Origin of the sequence: Martinezella lusitana (genome assembly GCF_010668395.1) — a bacterium.
GTDB classification, from domain to species: Bacteria; Pseudomonadota; Alphaproteobacteria; order Rhizobiales; family Rhizobiaceae; genus Rhizobium; species Rhizobium lusitanum_A.
Map to the genome: position 1 here is coordinate 322,287 of NZ_WUEY01000002.1, position 26,432 is coordinate 348,718.

The 26,432-nt window shown below is 62.0% G+C and carries 24 protein-coding genes; 13 read left to right on the forward strand and 11 right to left on the reverse strand.

What is annotated here, in order from left to right; all coding sequences use genetic code 11:
- Positions 1-3 precede the first annotated feature (3 nt).
- Positions 4-675, reverse strand: a complete 672-nt coding sequence (locus GR212_RS05435) for a TetR/AcrR family transcriptional regulator (protein ID WP_163985442.1) — start codon at positions 673-675, stop codon at positions 4-6.
- Between the two features lie 107 nt (positions 676-782).
- Here GR212_RS05435 and GR212_RS05440 point away from each other — a divergent pair, with 107 nt between their 5' ends.
- Positions 783-2,147 (forward strand): cytochrome P450, encoded by a 1,365-nt coding sequence (locus GR212_RS05440; RefSeq protein WP_163985443.1) that lies wholly within the window; start codon positions 783-785, stop codon positions 2,145-2,147.
- Between the two features lie 43 nt (positions 2,148-2,190).
- On the opposite strand, the gene GR212_RS05445 is transcribed toward GR212_RS05440, so the two are convergent.
- Positions 2,191-3,228 (reverse strand): dipeptidase, encoded by a 1,038-nt coding sequence (locus GR212_RS05445; RefSeq protein ID WP_163985444.1) that lies wholly within the window; start codon positions 3,226-3,228, stop codon positions 2,191-2,193.
- Between the two features lie 381 nt (positions 3,229-3,609).
- Here GR212_RS05445 and GR212_RS05450 point away from each other — a divergent pair, with 381 nt between their 5' ends.
- Complete coding sequence (locus GR212_RS05450; protein WP_163985445.1) at positions 3,610-4,494, forward strand: LysR substrate-binding domain-containing protein; 885 nt, start codon at positions 3,610-3,612, stop codon at positions 4,492-4,494.
- A 27-nt stretch (positions 4,495-4,521) separates the two neighbouring features.
- Here GR212_RS05450 and GR212_RS05455 read toward each other — a convergent pair whose 3' ends face one another.
- A complete protein-coding gene (locus GR212_RS05455; protein ID WP_163985446.1) occupies positions 4,522-5,388 on the reverse strand; it encodes a D-amino-acid transaminase in 867 nt (288 codons plus the stop codon).
- Between the two features lie 794 nt (positions 5,389-6,182).
- On the opposite strand from GR212_RS05455, the gene GR212_RS05460 reads away from it, so the two are divergent.
- Together GR212_RS05460 and GR212_RS05465 are read left to right on the forward strand one after the other, a co-directional pair.
- Positions 6,183-7,328, forward strand: a complete 1,146-nt coding sequence (locus tag GR212_RS05460) for a helix-turn-helix domain-containing protein (RefSeq protein WP_163985723.1) — start codon at positions 6,183-6,185, stop codon at positions 7,326-7,328.
- A 271-nt stretch (positions 7,329-7,599) separates the two neighbouring features.
- Positions 7,600-7,821 carry a hypothetical protein gene (locus GR212_RS05465; RefSeq protein ID WP_163985447.1) on the forward strand — a complete coding sequence of 74 codons (222 nt, stop codon included), beginning with the start codon at positions 7,600-7,602 and terminating at the stop codon, positions 7,819-7,821.
- A gap of 674 nt (positions 7,822-8,495) precedes the next feature.
- Here GR212_RS05465 and GR212_RS05470 read toward each other — a convergent pair.
- Both GR212_RS05470 and GR212_RS05475 read right to left on the reverse strand, forming a co-directional pair.
- A complete protein-coding gene (locus GR212_RS05470) occupies positions 8,496-8,879 on the reverse strand; it encodes a hypothetical protein (RefSeq protein ID WP_163985448.1) in 384 nt (127 codons plus the stop codon).
- A 139-nt stretch (positions 8,880-9,018) separates the two neighbouring features.
- Positions 9,019-9,633: a glutathione S-transferase family protein gene (locus GR212_RS05475; RefSeq protein ID WP_163985449.1), complete on the reverse strand. Its 615-nt coding sequence runs from the start codon at positions 9,631-9,633 to the stop codon at positions 9,019-9,021.
- Between the two features lie 97 nt (positions 9,634-9,730).
- Between GR212_RS05475 and ftrA the strand changes: the two genes are divergently transcribed.
- Entirely contained in the window at positions 9,731-10,771 is a 1,041-nt protein-coding gene (gene ftrA / locus GR212_RS05480; protein WP_163985450.1) for a transcriptional regulator FtrA, read from the forward strand.
- A 7-nt stretch (positions 10,772-10,778) separates the two neighbouring features.
- On the opposite strand, the gene GR212_RS05485 is transcribed toward ftrA, so the two are convergent.
- Positions 10,779-11,192, reverse strand: a complete 414-nt coding sequence (locus tag GR212_RS05485; protein WP_246725687.1) for a hypothetical protein — start codon at positions 11,190-11,192, stop codon at positions 10,779-10,781.
- Between the two features lie 423 nt (positions 11,193-11,615).
- Between GR212_RS05485 and GR212_RS05490 the strand changes: the two genes are divergently transcribed.
- The gene (locus GR212_RS05490) at positions 11,616-12,386 is read left to right on the forward strand and encodes an NYN domain-containing protein (RefSeq protein ID WP_163985451.1); all 771 of its coding nucleotides are present in this window, start codon (positions 11,616-11,618) and stop codon (positions 12,384-12,386) included.
- Between the two features lie 259 nt (positions 12,387-12,645).
- On the opposite strand, the gene GR212_RS05495 is transcribed toward GR212_RS05490, so the two are convergent.
- Positions 12,646-13,644 (reverse strand): LacI family DNA-binding transcriptional regulator, encoded by a 999-nt coding sequence (locus GR212_RS05495; RefSeq protein WP_163985452.1) that lies wholly within the window; start codon positions 13,642-13,644, stop codon positions 12,646-12,648.
- 166 nt (positions 13,645-13,810) lie between these two features.
- On the opposite strand from GR212_RS05495, the gene ltnD reads away from it, so the two are divergent.
- The 6 genes from ltnD (at position 13,811) to GR212_RS05525 (ending at position 19,270) form a co-directional block, all read left to right on the forward strand.
- Positions 13,811-14,719 carry an L-threonate dehydrogenase gene (gene ltnD / locus GR212_RS05500; protein ID WP_163985453.1) on the forward strand — a complete coding sequence of 303 codons (909 nt, stop codon included), beginning with the start codon at positions 13,811-13,813 and terminating at the stop codon, positions 14,717-14,719.
- Positions 14,720-14,722: 3 nt separating this feature from the next.
- Complete coding sequence (otnK, locus tag GR212_RS05505) at positions 14,723-15,997, forward strand: 3-oxo-tetronate kinase (protein WP_163985454.1); 1,275 nt, start codon at positions 14,723-14,725, stop codon at positions 15,995-15,997.
- A complete protein-coding gene (gene otnC / locus GR212_RS05510; RefSeq protein WP_163985455.1) occupies positions 15,994-16,644 on the forward strand; it encodes a 3-oxo-tetronate 4-phosphate decarboxylase in 651 nt (216 codons plus the stop codon). Before otnK ends, otnC begins: the two co-directional genes overlap by 4 nt.
- Positions 16,645-16,646: 2 nt before the next feature.
- On the forward strand, positions 16,647-17,411 hold the full coding sequence (locus GR212_RS05515; RefSeq protein WP_163985456.1) for a hydroxypyruvate isomerase family protein: 765 nt from the start codon (positions 16,647-16,649) through the stop codon (positions 17,409-17,411).
- Between the two features lie 99 nt (positions 17,412-17,510).
- Positions 17,511-18,497, forward strand: coding sequence for a D-erythronate dehydrogenase (gene denD, locus GR212_RS05520; protein WP_163985457.1), 987 nt, complete (start codon positions 17,511-17,513; stop codon positions 18,495-18,497).
- Entirely contained in the window at positions 18,494-19,270 is a 777-nt protein-coding gene (locus GR212_RS05525) for an SDR family oxidoreductase (RefSeq protein WP_163985458.1), read from the forward strand. Before denD ends, GR212_RS05525 begins: the two co-directional genes overlap by 4 nt.
- 63 nt (positions 19,271-19,333) lie before the next feature.
- On the opposite strand, the gene GR212_RS05530 is transcribed toward GR212_RS05525, so the two are convergent.
- Positions 19,334-20,296: a S1C family serine protease gene (locus GR212_RS05530; RefSeq protein ID WP_163985459.1), complete on the reverse strand. Its 963-nt coding sequence runs from the start codon at positions 20,294-20,296 to the stop codon at positions 19,334-19,336.
- 160 nt (positions 20,297-20,456) lie between these two features.
- Positions 20,457-22,037 carry a diguanylate cyclase domain-containing protein gene (locus GR212_RS05535; RefSeq protein WP_163985460.1) on the reverse strand — a complete coding sequence of 527 codons (1,581 nt, stop codon included), beginning with the start codon at positions 22,035-22,037 and terminating at the stop codon, positions 20,457-20,459.
- Between the two features lie 552 nt (positions 22,038-22,589).
- Here GR212_RS05535 and GR212_RS05540 point away from each other — a divergent pair.
- Entirely contained in the window at positions 22,590-23,807 is a 1,218-nt protein-coding gene (locus GR212_RS05540; RefSeq protein ID WP_163985461.1) for an ROK family transcriptional regulator, read from the forward strand.
- Between the two features lie 95 nt (positions 23,808-23,902).
- Here the strand turns inward: GR212_RS05540 and GR212_RS05545 are convergent, their stop codons facing one another.
- Together GR212_RS05545 and GR212_RS05550 are read right to left on the reverse strand one after the other, a co-directional pair.
- Positions 23,903-25,930, reverse strand: coding sequence for a beta-N-acetylhexosaminidase (locus GR212_RS05545; RefSeq protein ID WP_204326275.1), 2,028 nt, complete (start codon positions 25,928-25,930; stop codon positions 23,903-23,905).
- Positions 25,931-25,952: 22 nt separating this feature from the next.
- Positions 25,953-26,423, reverse strand: a complete 471-nt coding sequence (locus GR212_RS05550; protein WP_163985462.1) for a GNAT family N-acetyltransferase — start codon at positions 26,421-26,423, stop codon at positions 25,953-25,955.
- Positions 26,424-26,432: the final 9 nt, after the last annotated feature.

Consider the following 26,432-nt stretch of genomic DNA (forward strand, 5'->3'; position numbering starts at 1 on the left):
ACCTCAGGCAAAGGGCTCCGCCAGCATCGCCTCCAGATCCGCCTTCGCCTCGGCCGAAAGATAGGGGCGCAACAGGCTTGCGACCTGGCAGAGCCCCCAATGCACATGCCGGGGCGTCAGGTCGCGCACCCCTTCCTGAAGGCCGAGATAGACGGCAAAATAGGTCGAAACGATCCACATATTGGTCATCAGCGGCTTGCGCTCGTCCGCCGCGACACGGATCAGGCCGGCATCCTCCATTCGCTGAAAGATGACATCGACGGACAGGCGCATACCGGCGCTGACCATCAGGATGGGCGTTCGCAAGCCGGGGGCGATTGCCAGCAGGCCCGGAATGTCGCGAAACAGGAAGCGGTGGGTCCAGACGAGGGAGAACCATTTACGCAGAAAGCCGGCATAGGCTTTCGAATCCGCGCCTGCGACGGCACCGGCCTGCTCGACCAGCGCCAGCGCATCGGCTTCGAAGCGCGAAAACAGGGCCAGCACCAGCGATTCCTTGGTGCGGAAGTGATAGTAGAGATTGCCCTGGTTGATATGCACGGACTTTGCGATTTCCGCGGTCGTCACCGCCTCCGGGCCCTTGTGGTTGAAGAGCGACAAGGTCGAGGCGAGGATCCGTTCGCGCGTATCGGACCCGGCCGCAACCCCTGTCTTTTTGCCTTTGTTTGCCGGCATGCTCTTTCCCCACTTGAAGCCCTAAGGTATCCACCTTATTCTTTGTAAGGCAAATACCTTAATCCTGATCTACAGGCATCCGCCGGGGCGAACAAGGAGATAGAAGGATGAATGCAAGCGTGAACGCTGCCGATCTCTCGCAGACGTTCCCCCTCACCCCGCGCTCGATGCCGCATGTCCTGCTTTCGCTGATCCGCAATCCGCTCGATGCGCTGCCGCCGGAAGTCTTCACCGAGCCCGTCGTCTTCACCAAAGTCGGGGGAAAGCTTAGGGTCTATCTCACCGACCCCGAACTCATCTATCAGGCGCTGGTCCGCAATTCCGATGCGCTCGGCAAGGGTGAGGATGTCCGTCGTGTTCTGGGGCCTGCGCTCGGAAACGGCATCCTGACCTCGGACGGCGCGCACTGGAAATGGCAGCGCCAATCGGTGGCCGGCGCCTTTCGCCACGAAAAGCTTCTGGAGCTGCAGCCGGCGATGATCGCAGCTGCCGGGCGCAGGCGCGATCTCTGGCTCGCCGACAAGAATGGCCCCATCGACCTATGCCCGGAGATGATGCGCACGACCTTCGATATTATCGTCGGGACGATGATGTCGGGCGGCGATGGCATCGATGTCGACAAGGTCGAGCGCAATATCACCAACTACCTCAAGCCGACCGGCTGGAAATTCGCGCTCGGGCTGCTCGGCCTACCGGAGTGGATGCCTCATCCCGGCAAGGAAAAGGCACGATCGGCCGTTGCCTTCCTGCGGGCAACTCTCGGGGCCGTGATTGCCGAGCGGCGGCGGAGCGGCGAGGAAAGGAGCGATCTGGTCTCCATGCTCCTCGGCGCCGCCGACCCCGAAACCGGCCGTCAAATGAATGACGAGGAGGTCATTGATAACCTCATGACCTTCATCACCGCCGGACATGAAACGACGGCGCTCGGTCTTGCCTGGACCTTCCATCTGCTCGCCCGCCATCCCGACTGCCAGGCGAGACTCTTCGAAGAGATCACCACGGTGACGGGCGGAGGCCCTCTTCTTGGCGAGCATGTCGCCAGGCTCACCTATGCCAGGCAGGTCTTTTCCGAGGCCATGCGGCTTTATCCGCCGGCGCCGATCATCTCGCGCGCGGTGGTGCGCGAATTCACCATCGGCGCGCATACCATTCCGGCCGGCACCATCATCTATGTGCCGATCTACGCCGTGCATCGCCATGCTGACCTGTGGGAAGAGCCGCAGCTCTTCGATCCCGACCGCTTCGAGCCGGAAACGGCGCGCAATCGCCATCGCTATGCCTTCATGCCCTTCGGCGCCGGGCCCCGCGTCTGCATCGGCAATGCCTTTGCGATGATGGAGGCGGTGGCGATCCTCGCCGTCCTGCTGCAGACCTTCCGCGTGACCGGCTCGAACGAGCCCTCGCCGAAGCCGGTCATGAAGGTCACATTGCGGCCGATGCATCCGCTAACGCTCAATCTCATCGAGCGCTAGACGAAGGCATCGCCGGCACTGCCTCCAGTAAAAAGGGGCTGCCTCAGCCGCCCCATGTCTGTTCGAGGACACGAACCCAGTTCTGGTGGGCGATCTTTGCGAGCGCCTCGTCGTCGAAGCCATGCGCCCGCAGGGCGTCGATCAGCTTCGGCAGGCCGCTCGCGTCGCCAAGCGATGCCGGAATGGTCGTGCCATCGAAATCGGAACCGAGCGCCACATGCTCGATACCGATCCGCTCTGCGATATAGGCGGCGTGCCGGACGAGCACCTCGAGCGGCGTATCCGCATTCCTCACGCCGTCGTCACGCAGGAAGAGCACGCCGAAATTGATGCCGACCAGACCGCCGGTATCGCGGATCGCGTCGAGCTGCCTGTCGGTCAGATTGCGGCTATGCGGGCTGAGCGCATATGCGTTGGAATGCGAGGCAACCAGCGGCGCATTCGACAGTTTCGCGATATCCCAAAAGCCCTGCTCGTTCATGTGCGACAAGTCGATCATGATCCTGAGTTCGTTGCAGGCGCGGATCAGATCCTTGCCGGCATCGGTCAGGCCGGGGCCGATATCCGGCGGCGAGGGAAAACGGAAAGGCACGCCATAGGCAAAGACGTTCGGGCGGCTCCAGACGGGTCCAAGCGAGCGCAGGCCGGCCTGATGCAGGACGTAAAGAGCATCGAGATCCGCCGCCACCGCTTCCGCGCCCTCGATGTGGAACACCGCCGCGAATTGGCCCTCGGAGATCGACCGCCTGATGTCCGCGGCCGAGCGACAAACCTTAACCGCTCCCTCGGAGCGGGCCTCGATCGCGAAAAGAAGACGGGCCATGGCCAGGGTTTCGTTCAGCGCGTCGGGCTGAGCTGGCGCCGCGAAATCGGCGTTGTCGGTTCGCGGCTGATCCGGCGAGGGTATGAATATCGCGCAGAGCCCGCCGGCCAAGCCGCCACGGCGGGCGCGGGGCAAATCGATATGCCCGGCGGACTCGCCGTTCAGGAACGCATTGACGGAATTCAGGCCGCCGCGACGCAACCGGAGCAGCACGTCGTTGTGGCCGTCAAAGACGGGGATTATCGAGGATTCAGTCATGTTTCATTCCAAAAACTGCAGTTGATATCTGCGTAGGTAGGCTTGGCGGGATGGGCAAATGCAAACCACGCATAGGGTCTGCGAAAAACGGAAATAGTCGCTCGCAGGACGCGCTGCTAGAAACTCTCGCGACGATACGATAGCGGCTGGGCCGTGCCAAGCCTTGTCGGCTTGCCATTGGATCACCGCCGCAAGAGCGGATGGGAATTTCGTATGGTTTTCAAGCGCGGCTGCCGCGATCTTCCATGATCGGAAAGGCTGGAATTGGTGCTCGGCCGTGCATGAATGATCGAATATTGCCCCGCAAGCTGATTGCATTCCCGGCTCATTCAGGCCAAGGAGAGGCCGGTTTTGACAGCCGGTTTCTTTCGGGAGCTTCGAGTGGAAGTTAAATGGCTTGAAGATTTTCTGGCGCTGGCGCGCACGCTGAACTTTTCAAAGGCCGCCGATGAGCGCCATGTGACGCAATCCGCCTTCAGCCGGCGCATCCGGCAGCTGGAAGGATGGGTCGGAGCGAGCCTGATCGATAGGGCGACCTATCCGTCGCGGCTGACGGCCGCCGGCGAACGTTTCGTGCCCGTCGCGGAACAGGCGTTGCAGGCGCTCTATCAGGCGCGGCGCAATCTCCAGCATGAGGACGGCACGGATGCGCGCACCGTAACCCTGACGGCGCTGCACACACTGTCCTTCACCTTCTTTCCGGATTGGCTCAGCCGGCTCAATGCCCGCATAGGTCCAGTCGTCTCGCATCTGCGCCCCGATTCCGGCAGCATGGAAGAAAACCTGAACTCCCTGATTGACGGAGAGAGCGACTTTCTTCTCACTTACCAGCATCTTCATGTGCCGATGCTGCTCGATCCACAGTTCGAACACCATACGCTCGGCCGCGAAACGATCATCCCCGTCAGCGCAACAGGCTCCGATGGCACGCCACTCCATGGGATCGAGCCGGGCTTCTCGCATGTCAGCTACCAGAAGACGTCCTTCTTCGGGCAATTGGTGGCCGGCGCCTTCGGCGAGCGCCTGCCCGCCGAAAACCGCGTGCATGTCGGCAGCATGTCGGTCGGCTTGAAGGGAATGGTCGCCGCCGGCTTCGGGCTCGCCTGGATTCCGGAAAGCCTCGTCACCTCGGAGCTTGCCGATGGCCGTCTCGCGCGCGCGGCGGATGCGGAGTGGAATATCGAAGTTGAAATCCGCCTCTATCGCTCGCGCGAGAATCGCCGTCCGATCGTCGGGCGAATCTGGTCGATGCTCGACAAGCCCTGACGATCGATATCGGCCGTCGCAACGGGTTCAGATTGCGGTGCGCCGGGCATTTTCCATATAGAGTGTGCGCAGGCGCCGGAACATCGGACCCGGCGTGCCATCGCCGATGACAGTGCCATCGACATTGGTGACGGAGACGATGAAGTTGGAAGCGCTCGTCAGCCACGCTTCCGCGGCGGCTTGCGCCTCCTCGACGGAGAAAGGCCGCTCTTCGAGCACCAGCCCCTCTTCGCGCGCAAGCTCCAGAACGGCAAGCCGCGTGCAGCCGGGCAAGGTCGCCTGGCTGTTGGCGCGGGTCACGATGCGTCCGTCACGCGTGACGATATAGGCCGTGGACGACGCACCCTCGGTCACCACGCCGTTCTCCAACAGCCATGCCTCGTCGAAACCTTCCGCCTTGGCCGCACGCTTCGCCAGCACCTGCGACAACAGGCAGACGGACTTGATGTCGCGCCGCGCCCAGCGCTGGTCCGGCATGGACCTGACCTTGAGACCCTTTTCGACGGCGGCGACATGTTCGAGCGTCTTTGCCTGCGTGAACAGAACCAGGGTCGGCTGCAGGTTCTCGGAATAGAGGAAGTTGCGATCCTCGGCCCCGCGCGTGTACTGGAGATAGACAAGCCCTTCGGTCAGCTGGTTTTCTTCCACCAGGCGCTTCTCGATCGCGACGATCTCGTCCGTCGTAATGGGCAAGCGGCCGCCGATCTCTCCCACGCTGCGCTCCAGGCGCGCCATGTGCAGGGCGCTGTCGATCAGCTTGCCGTCAAGAACTGCGGTCACCTCATAAATCCCGTCCCCGAAGAGAAAGCCACGGTCGAAGATGGATAGATGCGCCTCATTCTCAGGCAGGAATGCACCGTTGAGATAGACGGTGCGGATCGTCGCGGCAGTCATGAAAACTCCGTATGATTGGGGCTGAAATCTGATATTGGCGATGCGCCTGCAAAGGCAGGCCGATGGGCCGGGCCGTTGAGCCCTTGCCTGTTGCGGCATTGAAACTTTCGGCTCTTATGGCCACGGCGAATAAGATGAGGTCGTTGCCCGATGCGGTCGGAGCGATCGCGGCAAGTCGTATGACCGACGCGCGGAGCGACGATATCGGCAATCCCGTTCAAGGAGCCGGGCTCGAAATGACCGGGTGCGAATCCAAGTTCGCGTGTTCTGCGCCGCTTCTGGTCCATCATCGATGCCTCATCAAGATCGGCGCGACATTACTCTGCCGTACAGCCGGAAGGCATAACAAAAACGGAATAGTTTCAGACCGCCTTTGCAAAAGCGCACAGCTTCTATGGGTTCCGTTTGCGCGCGCGAGGTTTCGACTGAGCCTCGCTCCACGAACGCAAATGTCCCAGCACGATACGGGTCAGCGCGGATCTGCTGCCATATTTTAGGGCAATTGCTGCCCGAATATGATGTTGGTGACCCGCAAGACTTGCCTTTTCGGATTAGCGCCGCAAATGAAAGTGTTGGCGTCATCAAAGAGCCGGAGATACGGCGAGAGTTGCAACATCCCGTTTCGCTGGAGAAGACAGCCCGAAACAGGCTTGGGACCTTATCCAGTTGAACCAGAGGACGGCCTTCCGCCGAAATCGTGGGTTAAGATGTGACGGCGATGCTCTGTCCTGGCGGTATTCGAGGAGACCGGATTGCCTGATTTGCGACGCGAAGAACAATCCGCATCTGCGGTCATCGAGGCGAACGAACAGCCGCCGCGCAAGGACAGGAAGTCCTCGCCCTCGGAGCGGCGACGCTTTCCACGACCGGAACGAGCGGCTTCCGACGAAGCATTGCAGCCCCCGGCCTTGCAGCCGTTACGGTTTTCCACGCGCGACCTGGAGCCGGCGGCACAATTTGCCGCCTGGCAGGCCTATGTCGCGCCCCTGGTCGATGTCCGCCTGCCGGACAACACCCCGCAGGACGCCAGCTTCCCTGCCGATCATATTGCCTGGAATCTCGGCGGCATGCTGATCGTCCAGCAAGATACGCCCCCTCACAGCTACATGCGCTCGCAGGCGAAAGTGAAAGCCAATCTCATCGATCACTGGCATATTTCCGTGCTGCGCGACGGCCGAACATGGACGGAGGTCGATGGACACGTCCTCGAAGGCGAGCCGGGCAAGGTGGAGTTGCGCTCTCTCGGGCATCCTTTTCGGGGGCGTTCGACCGAGGCGACGAGCCTCTCGCTGTTCCTGCCGCGAGAACTGCTGTTCGATGTTCCAACCCCAGTCGAAATCGAAAACAACATCGCCCTTTCCGGGGTCTTCACCAGCATGCTGATCGAATATCTCGATAGCGTCGAAGACAATCTTTCTCGCTTTGCGGCCACGGATCTACCGCATGTCGTCCAGACGGTGCGCAACATGATCGTGGCGTCCGTTTCGACGTCCGCGGCGCAATCGACGGGAGTGGAACAGCACAGCGCCCTCGCGGTAACGGAACGCGTTCGGCGGTTCGTCGAAAGCAATCTCACTTCGGGCGAGCTGACAGTGGAGCAGATATGCCGGGAACTCGGCATATCCCGCACCAGGCTTTACCAGATTTTCGAGCAATATGGCGGCGTACATCACTATATTCAGCGCCGCCGTCTCTTGTCGGCCCATGCCGCGCTCAGCGACCCCGCCAACCGGGAGCAGATCATCGACATCGCCTTTGCGGTCGGATTTTCCTCGGCGGCACACTTCAGTCGCGCGTTCAGCAAGGAATTCGGCTACAGCCCGCGTGAGGCGAGAAACCTCACCATTCCGCGCTACGTTGGGCAAGTTGCCTCGCCGACATCGCCCGGCGGCAACCACTCCTTTGAAGAGTGGCTGAAAACTCTCGGCTACTATCACTAGAGACGGTGATTTCAGCATCCGCGCAAGCGCAAAGCGGTCGCTTCGCGCGAGGCGAAGGCCTATCCCCTCAGCAACTCCATGGACAGGATTACGCGATTGCACTTCAGCGATGGCGAAAATGGACGCTGCTGCAAGTTTCCGGATGCACGGCTAACGACACACGGCACGTAACCCATTAAAAATGAAGGGGAATAGTCGTTTTGACACCAAAGTCCCGGCGCGTGGCAAATGTACCCTGCGTCCGCCTGGGCAAGCTTTAGGGAACATAGCAATGGTATCGACCCGTCAGACCATACAGATCAGCAAGCCGCAGCACCCCTCCAGCGATGCCTACCGCGCAGTCGAGCGCGAGGAAGTCCTTGAGGTCGCCTTTCGCGATTTCGTGCAAATGGTGCTTGCTGCCGGCTGGAACGAGCCGGAAGTCGCTCTGACCCTCGCCGATATCGCAGATGATTATGTCATGGCTCTCGCTGGGAGAGTTGCCGAAAAGTAGTGTCGCGTAAGCGTAGGTGCTCCGCAGGGGTGAGCACCGACGCCATCAGCAACTCTTCACAGCATGCCGTCGGCGCTACCGCCCAACAAGAAGGCGGCTCGCCGGCGGCATGAGTTCTTTGCGATAGCTGGAAGCATGCCTACTTCAAGCCGCGCCTCGGCCGGGCGAGACCTGAAGAAAGTGAGTAACGTTGAAGGTCAGGCAGCGTCTCCGGTTTTGCCACGATATGGAAGCGGCGATCGAGTTCCATCCGACGCCCATTCCCGGTACGGCAGCTGGAGAGTTTCGAACGGTGTAACCGACAATCGGAATGGGTCTGCCGGCAGCGCTAAGTTCGCAGGTTTCACGCTCGGCGACCGCCGCTATGTGGGTTTCAAGGCAGGCTGTTCGGCTGCCCGGATCACAGCTCCTGCATCCTCCTGGAATGCGCGACGCACAACGAGGCAAACCGCCTGCGAAATACGCAGGAAGCGGCATGCGCGAAATCTGAACATGCGGGCGGCTGCGCCCTTGTGAAAACGAAATTGGCCCTCGCCTGGAAACAAGCGAACGGGCCACGACAAAACTAGAAAGTAGCGGCAGCGCATCCCTTTCAGCCAGTCGAAAGGATACGCTGTCGTGAAGGTAAGCGGGAGCCGATCCGCACTCGGCTTCCGCTTACGCCATATCGGGCATCAATCGATAACCGGGCAGCCGCGCCGGTTGGCGAAGACCATGCGGTCCGGGCCACCATCATTCCAGCCGCGAACGACGATGCGCCGCCCGTTGCTGTCGACAGAATCGATACGCCGGAAGCCTTCCGCGCGGGCAGCCCGCATAAGCTCACGCCGGCCGCAGCCCCGATCGCGATCCCAGTCCCGGTCTCGGTCTCGGTCTCGATCACGGTCCCAACCGCGCGGCGGACCTCGCCAGTCCCGTCCCTGATCGCGCTGCCAGGGCGGCGGTGCGTAGCCGTCATCGCCACCATAATATTGTGCCGAAGCGACCGACGTCATCAGCTGCAGAGCAGCCAGTCCAATCAGCGCGACACGCGAAACCCGTACCAAACGTTCAAACATTCCCTACCCCCATTTCCTGTCTTGTGGACAAAGGGAGAGATACGTCGAGCCGCCTGAACTCAGTGTGAATGCGACGGCCGACCCCGTTTGCACGCAGGAGCCTGGGATTCGTTCACGGTCGGCGTCGAGCGCATTTGGATCAACTGAAGGGAAAGGCGCGAAACTCCTCGGTTGCCTCGCCGCGTGCCGAAAGTGCTTCAAGGCGCGGATAGATTCCGGCATTGACGACATCGGGGAGCATCTCCCGTGTGAAGCGAAACGAAACCGCGACGGTGATATCCGCTTGCAGTGGGCGCTCTGCGAAGATCCAGCGACCGGGCCCCGGCATTTCCTCTTCCAGCAGGCGATATGCGGCATCGAGCTGGCGCCGCACCCGATCGAGCCAGGGCTGGTGCCGCTTCTCCGAAGGTCTGAGATTGTGCTCATAGACAATCTGAACCGTCTTTTCACACGCCGCGAGCGCAAGCCCGATAATTCGCAGCGACCGCGCATGAGCCGACGGATCGGCGGGCAGGAGACTGCGTTCCGGCGCCGATATCCGCTCGACATGCTCAAGTATCAGGCTCGACTCCATCAATACGGTCCCGTCGTCCGTCACAAGTGACGGCGCTTTCACGACCGGATTGATATCGGCGAACGCATCGAACGTGCTGAAGACCGAAAGCGGCTCATGCTCGAATGCGATATCGAGCGCGCGCAATGATATCGCCACCCGCCGGACAAAGGGCGAGTCCAACATTCCGATCAGTTTCATATCGCCACCGCCATTTCGCTGCATGATCCTGCGGCGGATAGTAGCGAGGCGTGCATCGCTCTTGCCAGTGGCCAAAATGGCCATTATCGCAAGGATCATGCCAAAGCACACCAACCCGCTCGTCGTCATTGCCGCCTATGACAACCTTTGCACGTTCGAATTCGGATGCGCGTTCGAGGTGTTCGGATTGTCGCGGCCTGAAATGGGCGCTGGCTGGTATCGCTGCATGACGGCAGGGGTGGAGCCAGGACCCATCCGGGGTGCCGGCGGCCTCCTCGTCAGTCCCGACGGCGGCCTCGAGCTGTTCGAACAGGCCGATACGGTGGTCATCCCCGGCTGGCGCGGACCGAAGACCAAGGCGCCCAGGCTGTTTCTCGAAGCGCTGCAAAAGGCGCATGCCAACGGCACGCGCCTGGTATCGATCTGCGGCGGCGCCTTCGTGCTGGCCGAAGCCGGCCTGCTCGCCGGCAGGCGCGCGACGACCCATTGGCACCATGCCGGGAAGCTTGCCGCAACTTACCCGGACATCGATGTCGAACCGCATTCGCTCTATACCGACGAAGACGACATACTCACATCGGCCGGCAGTGCTGCCGGGCTCGATCTTTGCATTCATGTCGTGCGCAAGGATTTCGGCGCTAAGGCAGCCAACAGCGTGGCCCGGCGTCTCGTGGTCGCCGCCCACCGAGAGGGCGGCCAAAAACAGTTCATCGAACGGCCGGTCGCGCCACATGCGACGACACGGCTATCCGTGTTGCTGGATATGATCCGGGGCAACCTCGCCCAGCGATGGACCATCCAACGCATGGCGCAGGAAGCCTCCATGAGCGTCCGCAGCCTGCATCGGCACATTCGCGAAGCGACAGGGGCAGCACCGGGAGAATGGCTTCAGAAGGAGCGGCTTGCCAGAGCGCGGGAACTCCTGGAAGAAACCACCCTGCCGATATCGATCATCGCTGCAAATGTCGGCCTGGGAACCGCGACCAACTTCCGCAACCATTTCGGCGCGGCGATGGGACTGTCACCGGCCGCCTACCGGTCGAAGTTTCGCAGCGCTGGGATCGTGCAACAGTCCGAACATTCCGCCCGCAAGCTCAAGGGCAATCCGATCCCCGGCCCGCATCCTGACTTCGAATGACCTTACGCTATCGCGATCTCGGCATCTTGGAGACGTAACCCTGTCCTCGCGAGCGGGCGGCCACCCGCAAGAACTGGTTCCCCTGATGCCAGTCGGCAACAGTCGAGTGGATCGACTTTGACAGGAACATCGCGCCGGCAAGGCAATAGAGCAGCGCGATGATCGTAGTTTCGACGACCAACGGTAAAAATGCAAAGCGGGCTTCCGCGCTTTCCTCTTCCTCGGGAAGCAGCTCAGGCAGGCCAAGCATCATGGCCACGAGCGGCGAAGCGAGAATGACGACGAATGCCATCCCATGAAACCAGAGACGCAATCGAGGCAGCCGCGCCGCCGCCCAAAAGGCCAGAAGCGGAGCACCGATATTGCATATCAGGCCAAGCGAAACGGCAATCTCCGTCGGCAGGATCGAATTGTCGTACATGAGTTCCCCAATCCCTTTTTCTACCGAGATTAGTACCGCGCGCACGGAATGACAACTTGGTCATATTTGGTAATTGCCGGCGCCATTCGGGAACTTTGTCGACGCCGAGCCGCAGGGAATATTGGCGATCGGACCCGATGAACCGCATACATGCCGCATTGATCCGGCACTATGGAGCGAGCTACGGGAACCCGACGAGCGCCAACGTTACCGCACGCTGCGTTCACGCACAGCGCGACGGAGCCGCTGATCGTCGTAAGCCTGGTGCCCGAGGGATCGAACGCATCCGGACAGACACGGTTCGCGACGGTAGCGTAGGTGGCATTTCCGTTTTCGTCGACCTTATCGAAGTCCTGTTTTACATAATCGCAGTTGCAACAGGCCGCACAACATATAGTCTGGCGGGCATCGTGGGAGAGATAAATGGCAGCAGAAAACTCCGGAACCTTAGCGCTGCTGATTGATGGCGACAACGCTTCGCCAAAGATCGTCGTCGGTCTCATGGCTGAGATTGCCAACTACGGAACGGCTAGCGTCAAACGCATCTACGGTGACTGGACCGGCCCCAACCTCAAGGGCTGGAAAGAATGCCTGCTCGAACATTCAATCCAGCCAATTCAGCAATTCGCCTATACGACCGGAAAGAACGCGACCGACGGCGCAATGATCATCGACGCCATGGACTTGTTGTATACTGGCCGCTTTTCGGGATTCTGCATTATCTCCAGTGACAGCGATTTTGCGCGGCTGGCGGCGAGAATCCGAGAACAGGGCGTTACCGTCTATGGGTTCGGCGAGCGGAAGACGCCTCGCCCCTTCATCACCGCCTGCGACAAGTTCGTCTATTTCGACGTGCTCAATGCTCAGGCTGCAGAGCTGGAGGAAGCAGCGGCCCCCGCCCAAAACCCAGTCCAGGCCAAACCTGCCGCCGTAAAGGCGACGCCTAAAAAGGTGGGATTGGATAAAGCGGCACGAAACATGTTGACCAAAGCGATTATCGCAACTGCTGATGAAGACGGTCGAGCCAATCTGGCTCAAGTGGGAGGGCATCTGGCGAAGCAGGCGCCCGACTTCGATGCGCGCAACTACGGCTTCCCGAGGTTAAGCGATCTCGTGAAGTCGTCCGGGATCGTCGATGTGGAGCGGGCGCCGGATAACGCCAAAACAATCCTGGTTCGCCTCAAGAAAGCTTAAGCCGGCAACACGAACGCAAGACGAGGATTGCCCCGCACCGGCCGATCGGGCAGCGCATCGCGGAAACGGGTGCGCCCGCGGCATGTCGTGGCATTTGCTACATAGTGCAGCATCGATCCATACGGCAGTCTCGCCCTGCAGGCTTCCGAATTTAGCCTACCCCAAAATTTGCGGGAGGTCTTGTTGCCGAACGCAGGACCGCCGCTCTGTCCTCCCGTAGCCGCTGGGTATCATGGCTCCATGGTGCGGATGTCGGCGCCTAATCCCCGATTCCGGTAATGGTCGGCTTGAACTTGATGGTTCGCTCGCCGACATCCCCTTCATCGGCGACGGCGCGGCGGACCAACTGCGCGGCAATTTCGCCGATGGCGCGTCGCGGCGAACGGGACGTCGCGATCGGCGCCGGCAGGGAATTGATCAGATCCAGCCCGTTGAACCCGGCGATCAGGACCTGCCGGGGAACTGCGACGCCCAGCTCCATGCAGGCGAACAATCCGCCGCTCGCCATGTCGTCATTGGAGTAATAGATGCAGTCAAGATCCGGCACGGCCGCAAGCAGGGCCGTTGTCAGCTGCTTTCCGAGTGCGATCGAGGAAAAGGCATCATCGATCCGTTGCTCCGTGAAGCCCAGGCCATGGGCGCGCAGGACGCGCTCGAAGCCGGCCTTGCGCTTGCCCGCGCGCTGGTCCTTTGCCAGCGCACTGCCGACATAACCGAACCGGCTGCGCCCAGCCGCGATCAGCGCTTCAGCCATGTCCTCGCCCGCCGCCCCGTGGGAAAGCCCGACATTGAAATCGATCGGCGTGCCGTCGAGATCCATGAGCTGGATGACCGGAATATCGGCATGGCGAAGCAGGCCCACCGTCTCTTCCGGCTGGTCGAGACCGGTGACGATGATCGCGCAAGGCTGCCAGGAGAGCATGTCACGGATGATCTCGCGCTCCTTGTTCACGTCATAGTCGGATATGCCGAACACGGCCTGCATCCCGGAACCGTCCAGACCGGCGGAGATACCGGCCAGCACCTCGGGAAAGACGATGTTCGACATGCTGGGAACGACGACGGCGACCAGATTGGTGCGTTGCGAGGACAGCGAGAGCGCAAGCCGGTTACCGACATAGTTCATCCGCGTCGCTGCCGCGAGGACCCTGCCGCGCGTCTCGCTGGAGACGTCCACAGCGCCGCGCAGGGCGCGCGATGCCGTCATCTTGCTGACGCCCGCTTCGATCGCGACTTCTTCCAGAGTGGGTTTGCGCATCCCCAAGCAACCCTCGATGAACCATGGCGGCCGGCACGCGGCCGCTCTTCTTCATAGAAGGTTTCCTCGAAAAGGCAAACATCCGCCACTTGACAATTCGTGGGGAATTGGGGCTTGTTACCGATACCGGTATCGATAACATGGCTAAAATCACCGAGGTAACACCGTGCAGCACACGACAAAGGCCGCCGTCATCGGCCTGGGATCCATGGGTTGGGGCGCGGCCCTCTCCCTTCTCAAGGCGGGCTTTGCCGTCCGCGGCTGCGATGTTCGCGGCGAGGTCCTCGCCCGCTTTGCCGAAAACGGCGGCACGCCCTGCACGACGCCCGCTTCCGCGGCGGAAGATGCCGACGTGATTCTTGTCTATGTCGTCAACAGCAAGCAGGTCGAAGACGTCCTCTTCGGTGAGAACGGTGCGCTCGAAACCGCGCGGCCCGCGACGGTATTCCTGCTCTGCACCACCATGGCCCCGAGCGCCACGACGGCCATCGCCGAAAAGCTGGAATCATCGGGCATGCTCGTTGTCGATGCCCCCGTTTCCGGAGGGCATGTTCGCGCGCTTTCGGGCGAGATTACCGTCATGGCATCCGGCACGCCCGAGGCCTTCGACCGGGCATCCGCGGTGCTCGACGCCATCTCTGCCAAGGTGTTCCGGCTGGGCGATCGCCCCGGCCCCGGCTCGCAGGTCAAGATGATCAACCAGTTGCTCGCCGGCGTGCATATCGCCGCGACGGCCGAAGCCATGACGCTCGCCGCCAAGGCCGGCATCGACCTGAAGACGCTTTATGACGTGATCCGCGTTTCCGCCGGCTCGTCCTGGATGTTCGAAAATCGTGGCGAGCACATCGTATCCGGCGATTATACGCCACGCTCGGCCGTGAACATCTTCGTCAAGGATCTCGGCATCGTGACGGCGGAGGCCAACAGCGTTGGCGCCCTCACGCCGCTTGCCGCTACGGCGCTCGACCTCTTCATGGAAGCATCGCAGGCCGGCCTGGGCCTGGAAGACGATGCAGCCGTCGCAAAAATCCTGGCCGCCAAGAGCGGCACCATCCTGCCGGGCGTAAAGGGCTAGACAATGACGCTTCTGCTTGGCTGCATCGCGGACGACTTTACCGGCGCGACCGATCTTGCCGCGCTGCTGGCGCGGAGCGGATTGCCCGTTTCGCTGCGGATCGGCGTACCGCGGGAAAAGCGCGCCCGGAGCGAGACGTCGGCCTTCGAGGTCATCGCCTTGAAATGCCGGACATCGCCGGTCGAAACTGCCGTCGAGCAGACCGGGCAGGCGCTGGAGTGGCTGAGGCAAGCCGGGGCGAGCCGCTTCTTCTGGAAATATTGCTCCACATTCGACAGCACGGCCGAGGGCAATATCGGCCCGGTCGCGGAGATGCTGATGGCGAAGACGGGCGCGGCCCAGACGATCTATTGCCCGGCCTTTCCGGAGAATGGCCGCAGCGTCTTCATGGGCCATCTGTTCGTCGGAGAGCAGCTATTGTCCGAAAGCCCGATGAAGGACCATCCGCTGACGCCGATGCGCGATTCGAGCCTCGTCCGGCTTCTGGCGCCGCAGGTGATCGGGGCCGTCGGCCTCGCCAACCGCAATATCGTCTCGAAAGGCCCGACAGCGCTCAGGGCAAAATTGGCGGAACTCAGCGACGACGCTATTCGGCATGTGATCGTCGATGCTGTCTGCGACGATGATCTCGGCACCATCGCCGCCGCATCGTTCGACATGCCCCTGCTGACGGGCGGCAGCGCGATCGCCGGCCAGCTGCCGCGACTTTACCTGGAACAAGGGCTGGCAACGCTGCCCCGGCAACGACAAGCGCTGCCGAAGGTCGCGGGCAGCCCGATCGTCCTGTCGGGCAGCTGCTCCGCCATGACGCGCAGGCAGGTCGCGAGCTATGCGGGACAGGTCGCGAGCTTGCGGCTGGATCCGGTCGCGCTCGCCGAAGGCGGCACGGCGGCCGCCTGCGAATGGCTGCGTCGGCAACCGGCCGATGCGCCGAAACTCATCTACGCCACCGCCGAACCCGAGGAGGTGCGGCGTGCGCAGGAACGGTTGGGCCGGGAAAGGGCGGGCCAGGTGGTCGAGGAGGCTCTGTCCGAGATCGCCCGCGAGGCTTTCCATCACGGCGCACGCCGGTTCGTCGTTGCCGGCGGCGAGACCTCCGGCGCAATCACCCAGGCGCTCGGCGTAACGCATCTGACCATCGGGCCGGAAATAGCGCCCGGCGTGCCCTGGACCTTCACGACAGCTGGAGGGGAGGCAATCGCGCTCGCGCTCAAATCGGGCAATTTCGGCGACGAGACCTTCTTCACCGATGCCTTCCACCGATTGGAGACCGCATGAGCGAAGAAGCCGACCTGCGCGAACAAATCTGCACGATGGCCAAATCGCTTTACGATCGCGGCCTGACCGCCGGCTCCTCAGGCAACATTTCCGCCCGTCTCAGCGACGGCCGCCTTCTGGTCACGCCAACGGGCAGCTCCTTCGGGCGCCTCGATCCCGCCCGCCTGTCGTTGTTCGACGGTGAGGGCCGGCTGATCGGCGGGGACAAGCCGACGAAGGAAATGCCGCTGCACGCGGCCTTCTATGAGACCCGGCCGAAAAAGACGGGGGCCGTGGTGCATCTTCATTCCAGCCATTCGGTTGCGCTCTCGATATTGCCCGGCGTCGATGCGGAGAACATGCTGCCGCCGCTGACGGCCTATTCGATCATGAAGCTCGGCAAGGTGAAGCTGCTGCCCTATTTCATGCCGGGTGACCCGGCCATGGGCGACGCCATCCGCGGCCTTGCCGGCAAGCGCAGCGCCGTGATGCTGGCAGCGCACGGACCCGTGGTCTCGGCCAAGGATCTGGAAGCGGCGGTCTATGCGATAGAGGAACTGGAAGAGACGGCCAAGCTTGCCATGCTGACGCGCGGAGCCAATCCCTCGCTGCTGACCGATGCGCAGATCGCCGATCTCGTTCGAACCTATGATGTGGAGTGGGACTGAACATGCCGCGCTTTTCCGCCAATATGGGATTTCTCTGGCAGGAACTCTCCCTTCCCGACGCGATCCATGCCGCCAAAACGGCCGGCTTCGATGCCGTGGAATGCCACTATCCGTATGACACCCCGCCCGAAGCCGTGCGTCAGGCCCTGAGCGAAACCGGCCTCGCCATGCTCGGCCTCAATACCGCGCGCGGCGATGTCGCGGCTGGCGACAACGGCCTCGCCGCCATTCCCGGACGGCAGCACGAAGCCCGCGGCGCTATCGATCAGGCAATCGACTATGCCGTCGCCATCGGCGCGCAAAACGTCCATGTGATGGCCGGCAAGGCCAATGGCGAAGAGGCGCGAACCACTTTCGTCGCCAATCTTCGCTATGCCTGCGAACGCGCCGATACGGCAGGCGTGACCGTGCTGATAGAGCCGCTGAACCAGCGCGACGCGCCGGGCTATTTCCTGCAGACGGCGGACCAGGCGCTCGATATCATTTCCGCAGTGGGTGCGCGGAACCTCAAACTGATGTTCGATTGCTATCACATCCAGATCATGCAGGGCGACCTGACGCACAGGCTGCAAGCGCATATGGCGGCAATCGGCCATATCCAGATTGCGGCCGTTCCGGATCGGCGCGAACCGGATCACGGAGAGATCGACTATCGTCATATCCTGCGCTTTCTGGAAACGCTCGGCTATGACAAGCCGATCGGCGCGGAATATCGGCCGGCAACCACGACGGACGCCGGTCTCGGCTGGCTGCAGGCCTATAGATGAAAAGGCCGCCGGCATTCCGAATGCCCGATGGCCGCCAGAGAGATTCGCTCGGGAATTATCCCGAAGACTGATATCAGCCCGTTGGGAGGAAAATCCGATATGCATGTTTTGATCCTTGGCGCTGCGGGCATGATCGGCCGCAAGCTCGTGACCCGCATTGCCACCGAGCCGAAAATCCTCGGACGGGCCATCGATCGCCTGACGCTGGTCGATGCCTTTCAGCCGCCAGTGCCGGAATCCCTCGCATCCGTATCGAAGGCCTTGACGGTGGACCTTGCGACATCAGGCGTGGCCGAGAGGCTCATCGAAGACCGTCCCGATATGATCTTTCACCTCGCCGCCATCGTCTCCGGCGAGGCGGAGGCCGACTTCGACAAGGGTTATAGCGTCAATCTCGACGGCACGCGGGCGCTCTTCGACGCCATCAGGCAGCAAGGCCTGAAATCCACCTATGCACCGCGCGTCATTTTCGCCTCCTCCATCGCCGTGTTCGGAACGCCCTTCCCCGAAACCATCGGCGATGAATTCCTGACCGCGCCGCTGACGAGCTACGGCACTCAGAAAGCGATTGCGGAGCTTCTGCTTGCCGATTATTCGCGACGCGGCATTTTTGACGGCATCGGCATCCGGCTGCCGACCATCTGCGTGCGGCCCGGCGCGCCGAACAAGGCTGCTTCCGGCTTCTTTTCCAACATCCTGCGTGAACCGCTGGTCGGCAAAGAGGCCATTCTGCCGGTCAGCGACACGGTGCGCCACTGGTTCGCAAGCCCCCGCTCCGCAGTCGGCTTCTTCGTCCATGCCGCAACGCTCGACACAGCAAAAGTGGGGGTCAGGCGCAATCTCACCATGCCCGGCCTCTCGGCACTCGTCTCGGATGAAATCGACGCATTGCGCCGTGTCGGCGGCGACAAGGCCGTTGCTCTCATCCGGCGCGAGCCGGACCCGGTGATCGAACGAATTGTCGCCGGCTGGCCGACACAGTTCGATGCTGAGCGCGCGCGCGATCTCGGCTTCAGGGCAGAACAGAGCTTTGAAGAAATATTGCAGGTGCATATCGAGGACGAATTGGGCGGGAGGCTTGCATGACGGAGATATCGTCGAACACACAGAACGCGATCGCGCTGGTGACCGGCGGCGGCACCGGCATCGGCCGCGCCATCGCGAAGGCACTCGGCTCGGCCGGTTTCAAGGTGGTTATCTCCGGACGCCGGGCTGATATTCTCGAAAAAGCCGCCCGCGAGCTGTCGGAGGAAACCGGCGCGGAATTTTTCGCGGTCGCAGCCGATGTCAGCGATCCGATATCGGTCAAAAGCCTGTTCGATGCCATCGCCGACCGATATGGCCGCCTCGACCTTCTCGTCAACAATGCCGGTATCGGCCTGCCGGCCGTGCCGATGGAGGAACTGACCATCGAGCAATGGAACGCGATCGTCGGCGCCAACCTGACCGGCGCATTCCTCTGCACGCAGCAGGCGTTCCGCCTGATGAAGGCCCAGCTGCCACAGGGTGGCCGTATCATCAACAACGGTTCGATCTCGGCGACGACGCCGCGGCCGCATTCGGCGCCTTATACGGCCACGAAGCACGCCATCACCGGGCTGACAAAATCGACGGCGCTCGATGGCCGCCCCTTCGACATTGCCTGCGGCCAGATCGATATCGGCAATGCCGCGACCGACATGACGGCGAGGATGAGCGCCGGCGTGCTGCAGGCCAACGGTGAGACCGCAACCGAACCGACGATCTCGGCCGAGCATGTCGCGCGCGCCGTCGTCTACATGGCAAGCCTGCCGCTCGATGCCAACGTCCTGTCGATGACCGTCATGGCAACGAAAATGCCGCTCGTCGGCAGAGGATAGTGAACAGCAATCGGCAGCGTCGGATTTCCGGCGCTGCCGACAGCATAGCGACAGCGTTTCGGCTCAGATAGCCGGTCGCGCCGAAGGCTTCACTTGCCTGCGCTCGATCAGGCCGCCGACGCTGAAGATCAGCACCTCGATCTCCGTGTCGATCTTGTCGCCGTCGAGCAGCCTGACGACGTCGTCTATGCCTGATACGGCCTGACCGTCGATGGCAAGCAGGTAATCCCCCTCCTGCAAGCCGCCTTTTTCCGCGGGACTATCCTTTTCGACACGACGCAGACGCACAGCCGTCGAATGCGTGACGCCAGCCTCCAGCGCGATGCGCCGATGCAGCTCGACCGTATCGGCGGCAATGCCGATATAGGCACGCCTGACATGGCCGAAGCGCAGGATTTCGGACACCACATGCTTGGCGGTGTTGGAGGCCACCGAAAATGCGATGCTCTGCGCGCCCTGGATCACGGCGGTGTTGACGCCGATCACCTCGCCGGCGGACGAGACCAGCGGACCGCCGGAATTGCCCGGATTGAGTGCGGCATCCGTCTGGATGATATCGTCCATCAACCGCCCGCTGGCCGCGCGCATCGACCTGCCGAGCGCCGAGACGATACCGGCCGTGACGGTCCATTCGAAGCCGAGCGGATTGCCGATGGCAATCGCGATGTGACCGCGCTTGAGCGATTTGGAATCCCCGAGCCTTGCCCAGTTTCCGGGCCAGTCATTGGCGCGGATGAGCGCAAGGTCGGTATCCGGATCGCGCCCGAGCACCCTTCCCTCGACGGTTGCCCCTTCCGGGGTCTTGATGCGCACGGCTTTCGCATCGTCCACGACATGATTGTTGGTGACGACGAGACCATCCGGCGAGATGGCAAAGCCGGAACCATGCCCGGCGCGGCCGCCCAATCGCTCGATCCGGCTGACCGCCGGCCCGACGAGATCGACGGCACTCGATACCGATTGGGAATAGGCATCCAGCAGCCCGGTATCGGATGACGGCTGGATGTCACGATCAATGAAGCCCATGAAAACTCCTCGGACGCGAAGCGTCGCATAGAGGAACGGCAGCGACTGAAGAAAGCAGGAGGCTGTCGGTTCGACAGATTGAAATGGTAACCATTCAGATGAGGAGGCGTCATCTGAAGTTCAAGAGCCGGCCGGTTGCGCCGTCCCAGGTGGCGAAGCCCTATCTCGACCGTCTCGAAACAGTCTGATGGCGTCGGCCGGCGCTCGCGGTGCGCCAGGTATTCCGCCCATTGGCCTTGGCGCGATAAAGAGCGCGATCGGCCTCCTGAACGAGCGTTTCCCCGTTCTGGCCATTTTCCGGAGCCGCCGAAACGCCGATGCTGATGCCGATATCGACCATGGCGCCTCCGATGTGGAATGAAGACTTGAACGCCGCGATGCAACCTCTCGCCACCTCGCCGACGTCTGCCTCCTCCCCCCCTATCATCAGGATGGCGAACTCATCGCCGCCCAGGCGCGCGACCATGTGTCCTCTTGCCGCGCCGCGCAGCCGTTCGGCCACCATCTTGAGAACCTCGTCACCTGCGGCGTGGCCGAAGGTATCGTTCACCGGCTTGAACCCGTCGAGGTCGAGGCAGAAAACGGCGACGCCCTTGCCGCCGCTCTCCTTCAGCGCATCGCCGAGAGCCTTGTAGAAGCACATGCGGTTCGGCAAGCCGGTCAGCATGTCGTGTTGCGCGAGGCGATTGGCCTCAGCCTCGGCGAGAATCCGATCGCTGACGTCGGCGATGGTCAGCAGGAAGCGACGTTCGAGCCCTTCATGCAGCAACCGGACATAGATGAGGACGTGGCGCTCCGTGCCATCGGCTATTCTTTGCCGCCAGACCGTCCTGGCCTCGCAGTCACCTTCAAGTCTGACCAGCGCCTTGGCAAATCGATCGGTCTCGCTTTCGACATGCATGTCGCCTGCTCTCATCGACAGCAATTGCGCTTTTCCGAGACCGTAGAAGTCCAAGGCTGCCCGGTTGGCCTGGAGAATCTGGAGGCTGCCGCCATCGCACAGGAGCATCGGCATCGGATTGGCGTCGAAGAGCTGGCTTAGCCACTCTTCACGCTGCTTCAACTCGCTGATGTCTATCCGCATACCGATCGCGCCGCCATCGGGGGTGCGCCGATCGTCATGGCGAAGCCACCGGCCGTCACGAAGCTGCTGCTCTTCCTGCGAGACCGGCTGACGGAATTTTCGCATGCGCTGCTGCAGCCAGCGATCCTGGTCTCCGACGACTTCCGGCATGCGGCCGCTAGCGAGGCTGATCTTCAGGATATCCTCAAAGGCGATGCCCGGTTTGAGGTGATCCGCGATATCGGGATAGAGCTCCGCATATTTCTCGTTCCAGAGAACATAGCGATCGTTCGCATCGAAGACGCAAACGGCTTCGGGCAACATTTCGATCACGTATCGGAGACGCAGATTGGCCTCCCGCGCCGCCATGGCCGCCCGGCGCTCCTCGTTTTCCGGTTCGACCAGAACCGCGCTCAGCGTCCCGGACGTCGAGGGCCACGTCATGATCCGCACCTGACAATCCCGCCTCTGACCGTCGCGGGTTACGATCAATGCCGGCGCGGCGGCCGAAGACAGCGGCCAGTCCGGCACCAGATCGCCTATGACGGAGGGTGCGTCTCCAAGAGCAAAAAGGTCACGCGCCTCGGCATTGGCAAAGACGATCGTGCCTGCGGCATCGAGCACGAGCGCCGCTATTGGACATGCTTCGAGAAATGCGACGATTTCCGTCTCCAGCATTTGATCCCAGTATGGCCTTTCAAAGGTGTCCCTGAGTTCAAGTATAGCATTCGATGGTAAAGGAATGCCGTAAACCGGGATCCTGAGTTCGATCACGGTTTCACATCCGAAGGATGGGGCCCTGCATCACCACGACATGGAGAGGATCCGGCTTTCCCACCACCGATCCACATGCCGCATGGCCGGATAGGTTCGCTGAAAAGCACCGGTTTATTCGGCGCTTCCGCCCCCGCGCCCGCAAGGCTGGAACTGTTTTCGCGGCCAGTTCAGCCTGCTCCAATCTGTCATGTAGAAATCGCGGCCGTTAAACTCCGGCTCAATGCTTGCCGCAATAAAGATCCGCTGCGAGCATCCACGGAAAAGAAAAAAACCTATGTATTATCCTCCGCCATGGCCAACCGGACCGTTCGCGACTTGAACCAGCCGGCAAAAGCATGGAAAGTAACGATACAGAGGCAAGCAACGGCAGGCAGCCGCCCTCCCTCACGCAATGGCAAAGCGTGACAAGCAATAACACAAACGAATGCTGATCCAGCAATCCCCAAGCATCTCATGAAGACAATTTCCGGCACGAATCTCGAACAGGCCAAATCGCATAACCGGCGTGTCGTGATCGAAGCCATACGCACCAACGGACCGATGTCGCGCGCGGCCATTGCCCGCATGACCGCACTGACCACGCAGACGGTTTCGAACATCGTGGAGGAATTGTCGCGCTCGCATCTGCTGATCCCGATGGAGGCGCAGAAGATCGCGCGCGGCCAGCCGATCATTCCCTACACCATCAACCCCACCGGCGCCTATTCCATCGGCCTCGAACTGGGCCGCCGGCGCGCGGTCGGCGTGCTCACGGATCTGTCGGGCACAGTCCGCGCCCGCATCGAGCGCCATGTCGACCGGCCGGGGCCGGCCGAGGCGATGCCGATCTTTGCCGCGATCGTCGGAGATCTGCAACAGGCCTTTACCTTCGATCGTGACCGGCTGCTCGGGGCCGGCATCGCCCTGCCCGGACGTTATGCGGATGGCGGCGTGACGTCGCTCAGCCCGCTCAACCTGCCGGGCTGGCAGGATTTCCCGGTCGCAAGCGAACTGGAACGGCTTATCGACCTGCCCGTGCTGGTCGAAAACGATGCGACGGCCGCGGCGATCGGCGAGCGGCTCTACGGCGTTGCCCGCGGTCTTGGAAGCTTCGTCTATCTTTTCCTGGCGGGAGATGGCGGCATCGGCGCCGGCATGTTCCTCGACGGCCATCTCTACAAGGGCAGCCGCGCCAATGCCGGCGAAATCGGTCACATCATCGTCGAGCCGCACGGCAGGCTCTGCACCTGCGGCAAACGCGGCTGTCTCGATCGCTATGTATCGCCATCCGTCGCCTATGAATGTCTCGGCATCGAGGATGCCCAGGAGCGGGACCCCGACGATCTCGATGCCATGATCGCCGCAAACAGCCGTGGTCTGGAGGTCTGGCTGGAACAGGCGGTGCAGCCGCTGCGTCAGACGATCGATTTTCTCGAGCTTGCTTTCGATCCGCAGACGATCGTGCTTGGCGGCAGCGCACCGACATCCTTGATGACCGGCCTGGCCGAGCACGTCGAGCCGCTCCATATTCCGGTAAATCCGACCGAAAGACGCACCATTCCCCGCTTGATGATCGGCGCAACAGGCAAGGACACCGCCATCCTCGGCGCTGCGGCCCTGCCCATTTTCTCGGAAACGAACCCGCAGTTCGATGTCCTGCAGAAACCGCTCACGCACCGTAACGCCGTGTAACGGCGCAGGCTCCGCAGACCCTCCGAACTGCGTTTTATCAATGTCGCTCAGGCGCGACCGACATGGGCCGCGCCTGAGAGCCATGCATCAGGCTGTCAGAATTGATGCAGGCCGTAGAGTAGCGGCATGGTGCCGGCCAGCGCCTTGAACCGTTCCCAGGATTTCGCCGAGGGCTTCGTCCAGCCGGTTTCCGCCAATGCCGAGAGACGCGGGAAGACCAGCCGGTCGAAGATGGCGCGATCAGTCATCGACTCCGACCAGATGCAGGCCTGAATGCCACGAAGCTTTTCCTTCTGGGCATCCGTCCAGCCACCGACGGGATCGAAGGTGTAGAGTTTTTCCGGATCCGAATGGCCTGCCCAGCTAGCGCCAGGCTCGTCCCAATCCGGACGCATCGCCATGTCGAGATAATAGACCTGCCCCGGGCAGACGACGATCTCGTATCCGCGACCGGCAAGCTCGGCCGCGACCTCGACGTTACGCCAGCTGCAGAGATAGCTCTTGTCCTTGTCGATCCTGTCACCGTGGGCGGCTTCTTCCCAACCGCCCGTCACGCAGCCCTTCGAGGCAAGAAACGCCTGGATGCGCTCCAGGAATTCCGCCTGCAGGTAGGCCGCGCCCGAGCCATGAATATCGTCGGCGCCATGCGTGTTGGTGATGACGTTCAAACGCTTGGCATGGGCGTCCGCCACGTCGTTGCCGGCGAGTTCGCGCAGCCGCGCCAGCGCTTCCGGCGAGCCGGACCAGGCACCGAGCGGAACCTCGTCGGCACCGATATGGATCGTCTTGAACGGGAAGAGCTCGATCAGCTCCGAGAGGATCGTTTCGATCACCTCATAGGTCTTCTCGCGCGCCGGGTTGATGCAGTTGTCCGGGAAACCCTGGACCGAATAATAGCTGCCGGCTTCGTTGGGATCGCGCAGCTCGGGAATTGCCTGGAGCATGGCGTAGCAATGACCGGGTATGTCGATCTCCGGCAGAACCTCGATGCCAAGACCCTTGGCATAGGAAACGATATCGCGCACGACGGCCTTGGTATAATAGCCGCCGGTGCGAGCCGGGCTGGAGCCGAGAAGCGGCGGCATCGGCAGGCCGTGACCGCGCCATGCGCCGATCTCCGTCAGTGCCGGATAGGCATCGATCTCGACGCGCCAGGCTTCATCATCAGACAGATGCCAATGGAAGCGGTTGAGCTTGTTCCAGGCAAGCACCGCCATCAGCTTCTTGATTTCAGCCGAACCGTAGAATTGCCGTGCGACATCAAGGTGCAGGCCGCGCCAGCTCATGACAGGCTCGTCGACGATTTCGCCACCCGCCGGGAAATGGAATGCCTGTGGATATAGACGCGCGCCGCGCCAGATCTGGCCAACGGTAACGAGACCGTAGACAAAGCCGGTCTGCGCGCTTGCTTCGACGGTTACGGTCTCAGGCGAAAAGGCGAGCCTGTAGGCCTCGGCGCCGAGACCTTCAACCTGGCGCAATTCCACCGGCACGGCACCTTCCGCCTCGGAACGGATGAGACCTTCAGCCGAAAAAAGGTGCTCGACAAGGCTCGTGAAACTTGCAGCGGCAGCCTGCGCTTCCGGCGCTGTAGCCTTCAGGGCAAAGCCTGCCGGCAGCGGGCGGCGGGACGATACGGCTACGCGGTTCGGCCAGGGAATGATCGACAGCGGCACCGGCGGATTGGCTGGCACCGGATAGATCTCCGCGCCGCGCTTCAACGGCGCATTGCTCGCCGATGTGCGCGTCGGCTCGGTGCCAAGCGAAATCGTGGTGCCGTCGCGCAAAGCGAGATAGGCGCTGTTGGCGCCATCGTTCCAATGGCGAAACTGCCAGCTCAAAGCACGAACCGTGATGGTCCAGGTTTCGCCTGCCCCCAGCACGAAACCTTCCGGCGGCTGGAACTCGGTGAAGTTGGAAAGCCGCTTCGTAACCGTCGCGCCTTCGACGATGCCGGCCGGATCGACGCGCCCGGGGCCGCTGACGCAGAGCGAAAAGCCCGAAAGCGGCTCCGACGAAAGGTTCTTCAGCCGCAGGACGTAGGAAAACTCCTTGTCGTCGGTCGGCGGGTTCCAGGTGGTTTCAAGCCGCAGAGCCAGGGATCGCGGTGTGGACATGAGCATTCTCTCTTCCTGAAGGGATTGTTCAAAGCTTGAGCATGCCGGCATAGATGCCGGGAGCGGAATTGGGGATCATTATGGCGCCGACCGTCTTCTCGTAGAATTCCGAAGGGCCGACATCGCCGATAACGGTATAGCCGTAGCCCATGGCCTTCTGATCGTTGAGGCATGCAAACAGCAGCGCGCGGCCGATGCCGAGACCGCGTACGCTTTCATCGACACCCGTTGGGCCGAAAAAGCCGCGCGCCGTCGCCTCGTGGCAGGCAAAGCCGACAAGCTCGCGATCAAGCGTGGCGATAAAGCATGTCGGCGGCTGGCGCGTCATCGCCACCGTCGTCTCGCTTGCCCATCCCTCGCTGAAGTGCTTGCCGACCCAGCCGACGATGAGCCTAAGTTCCGGCGGCAGCGCGCGCCGGATGGTGACGCCGGCCTTCGCCATGCGTTCGGGCGACTGCGTGTCTGCCGGCAGGGTCGATAGATTGACCAGGTAATCCAAGGGAAAAAT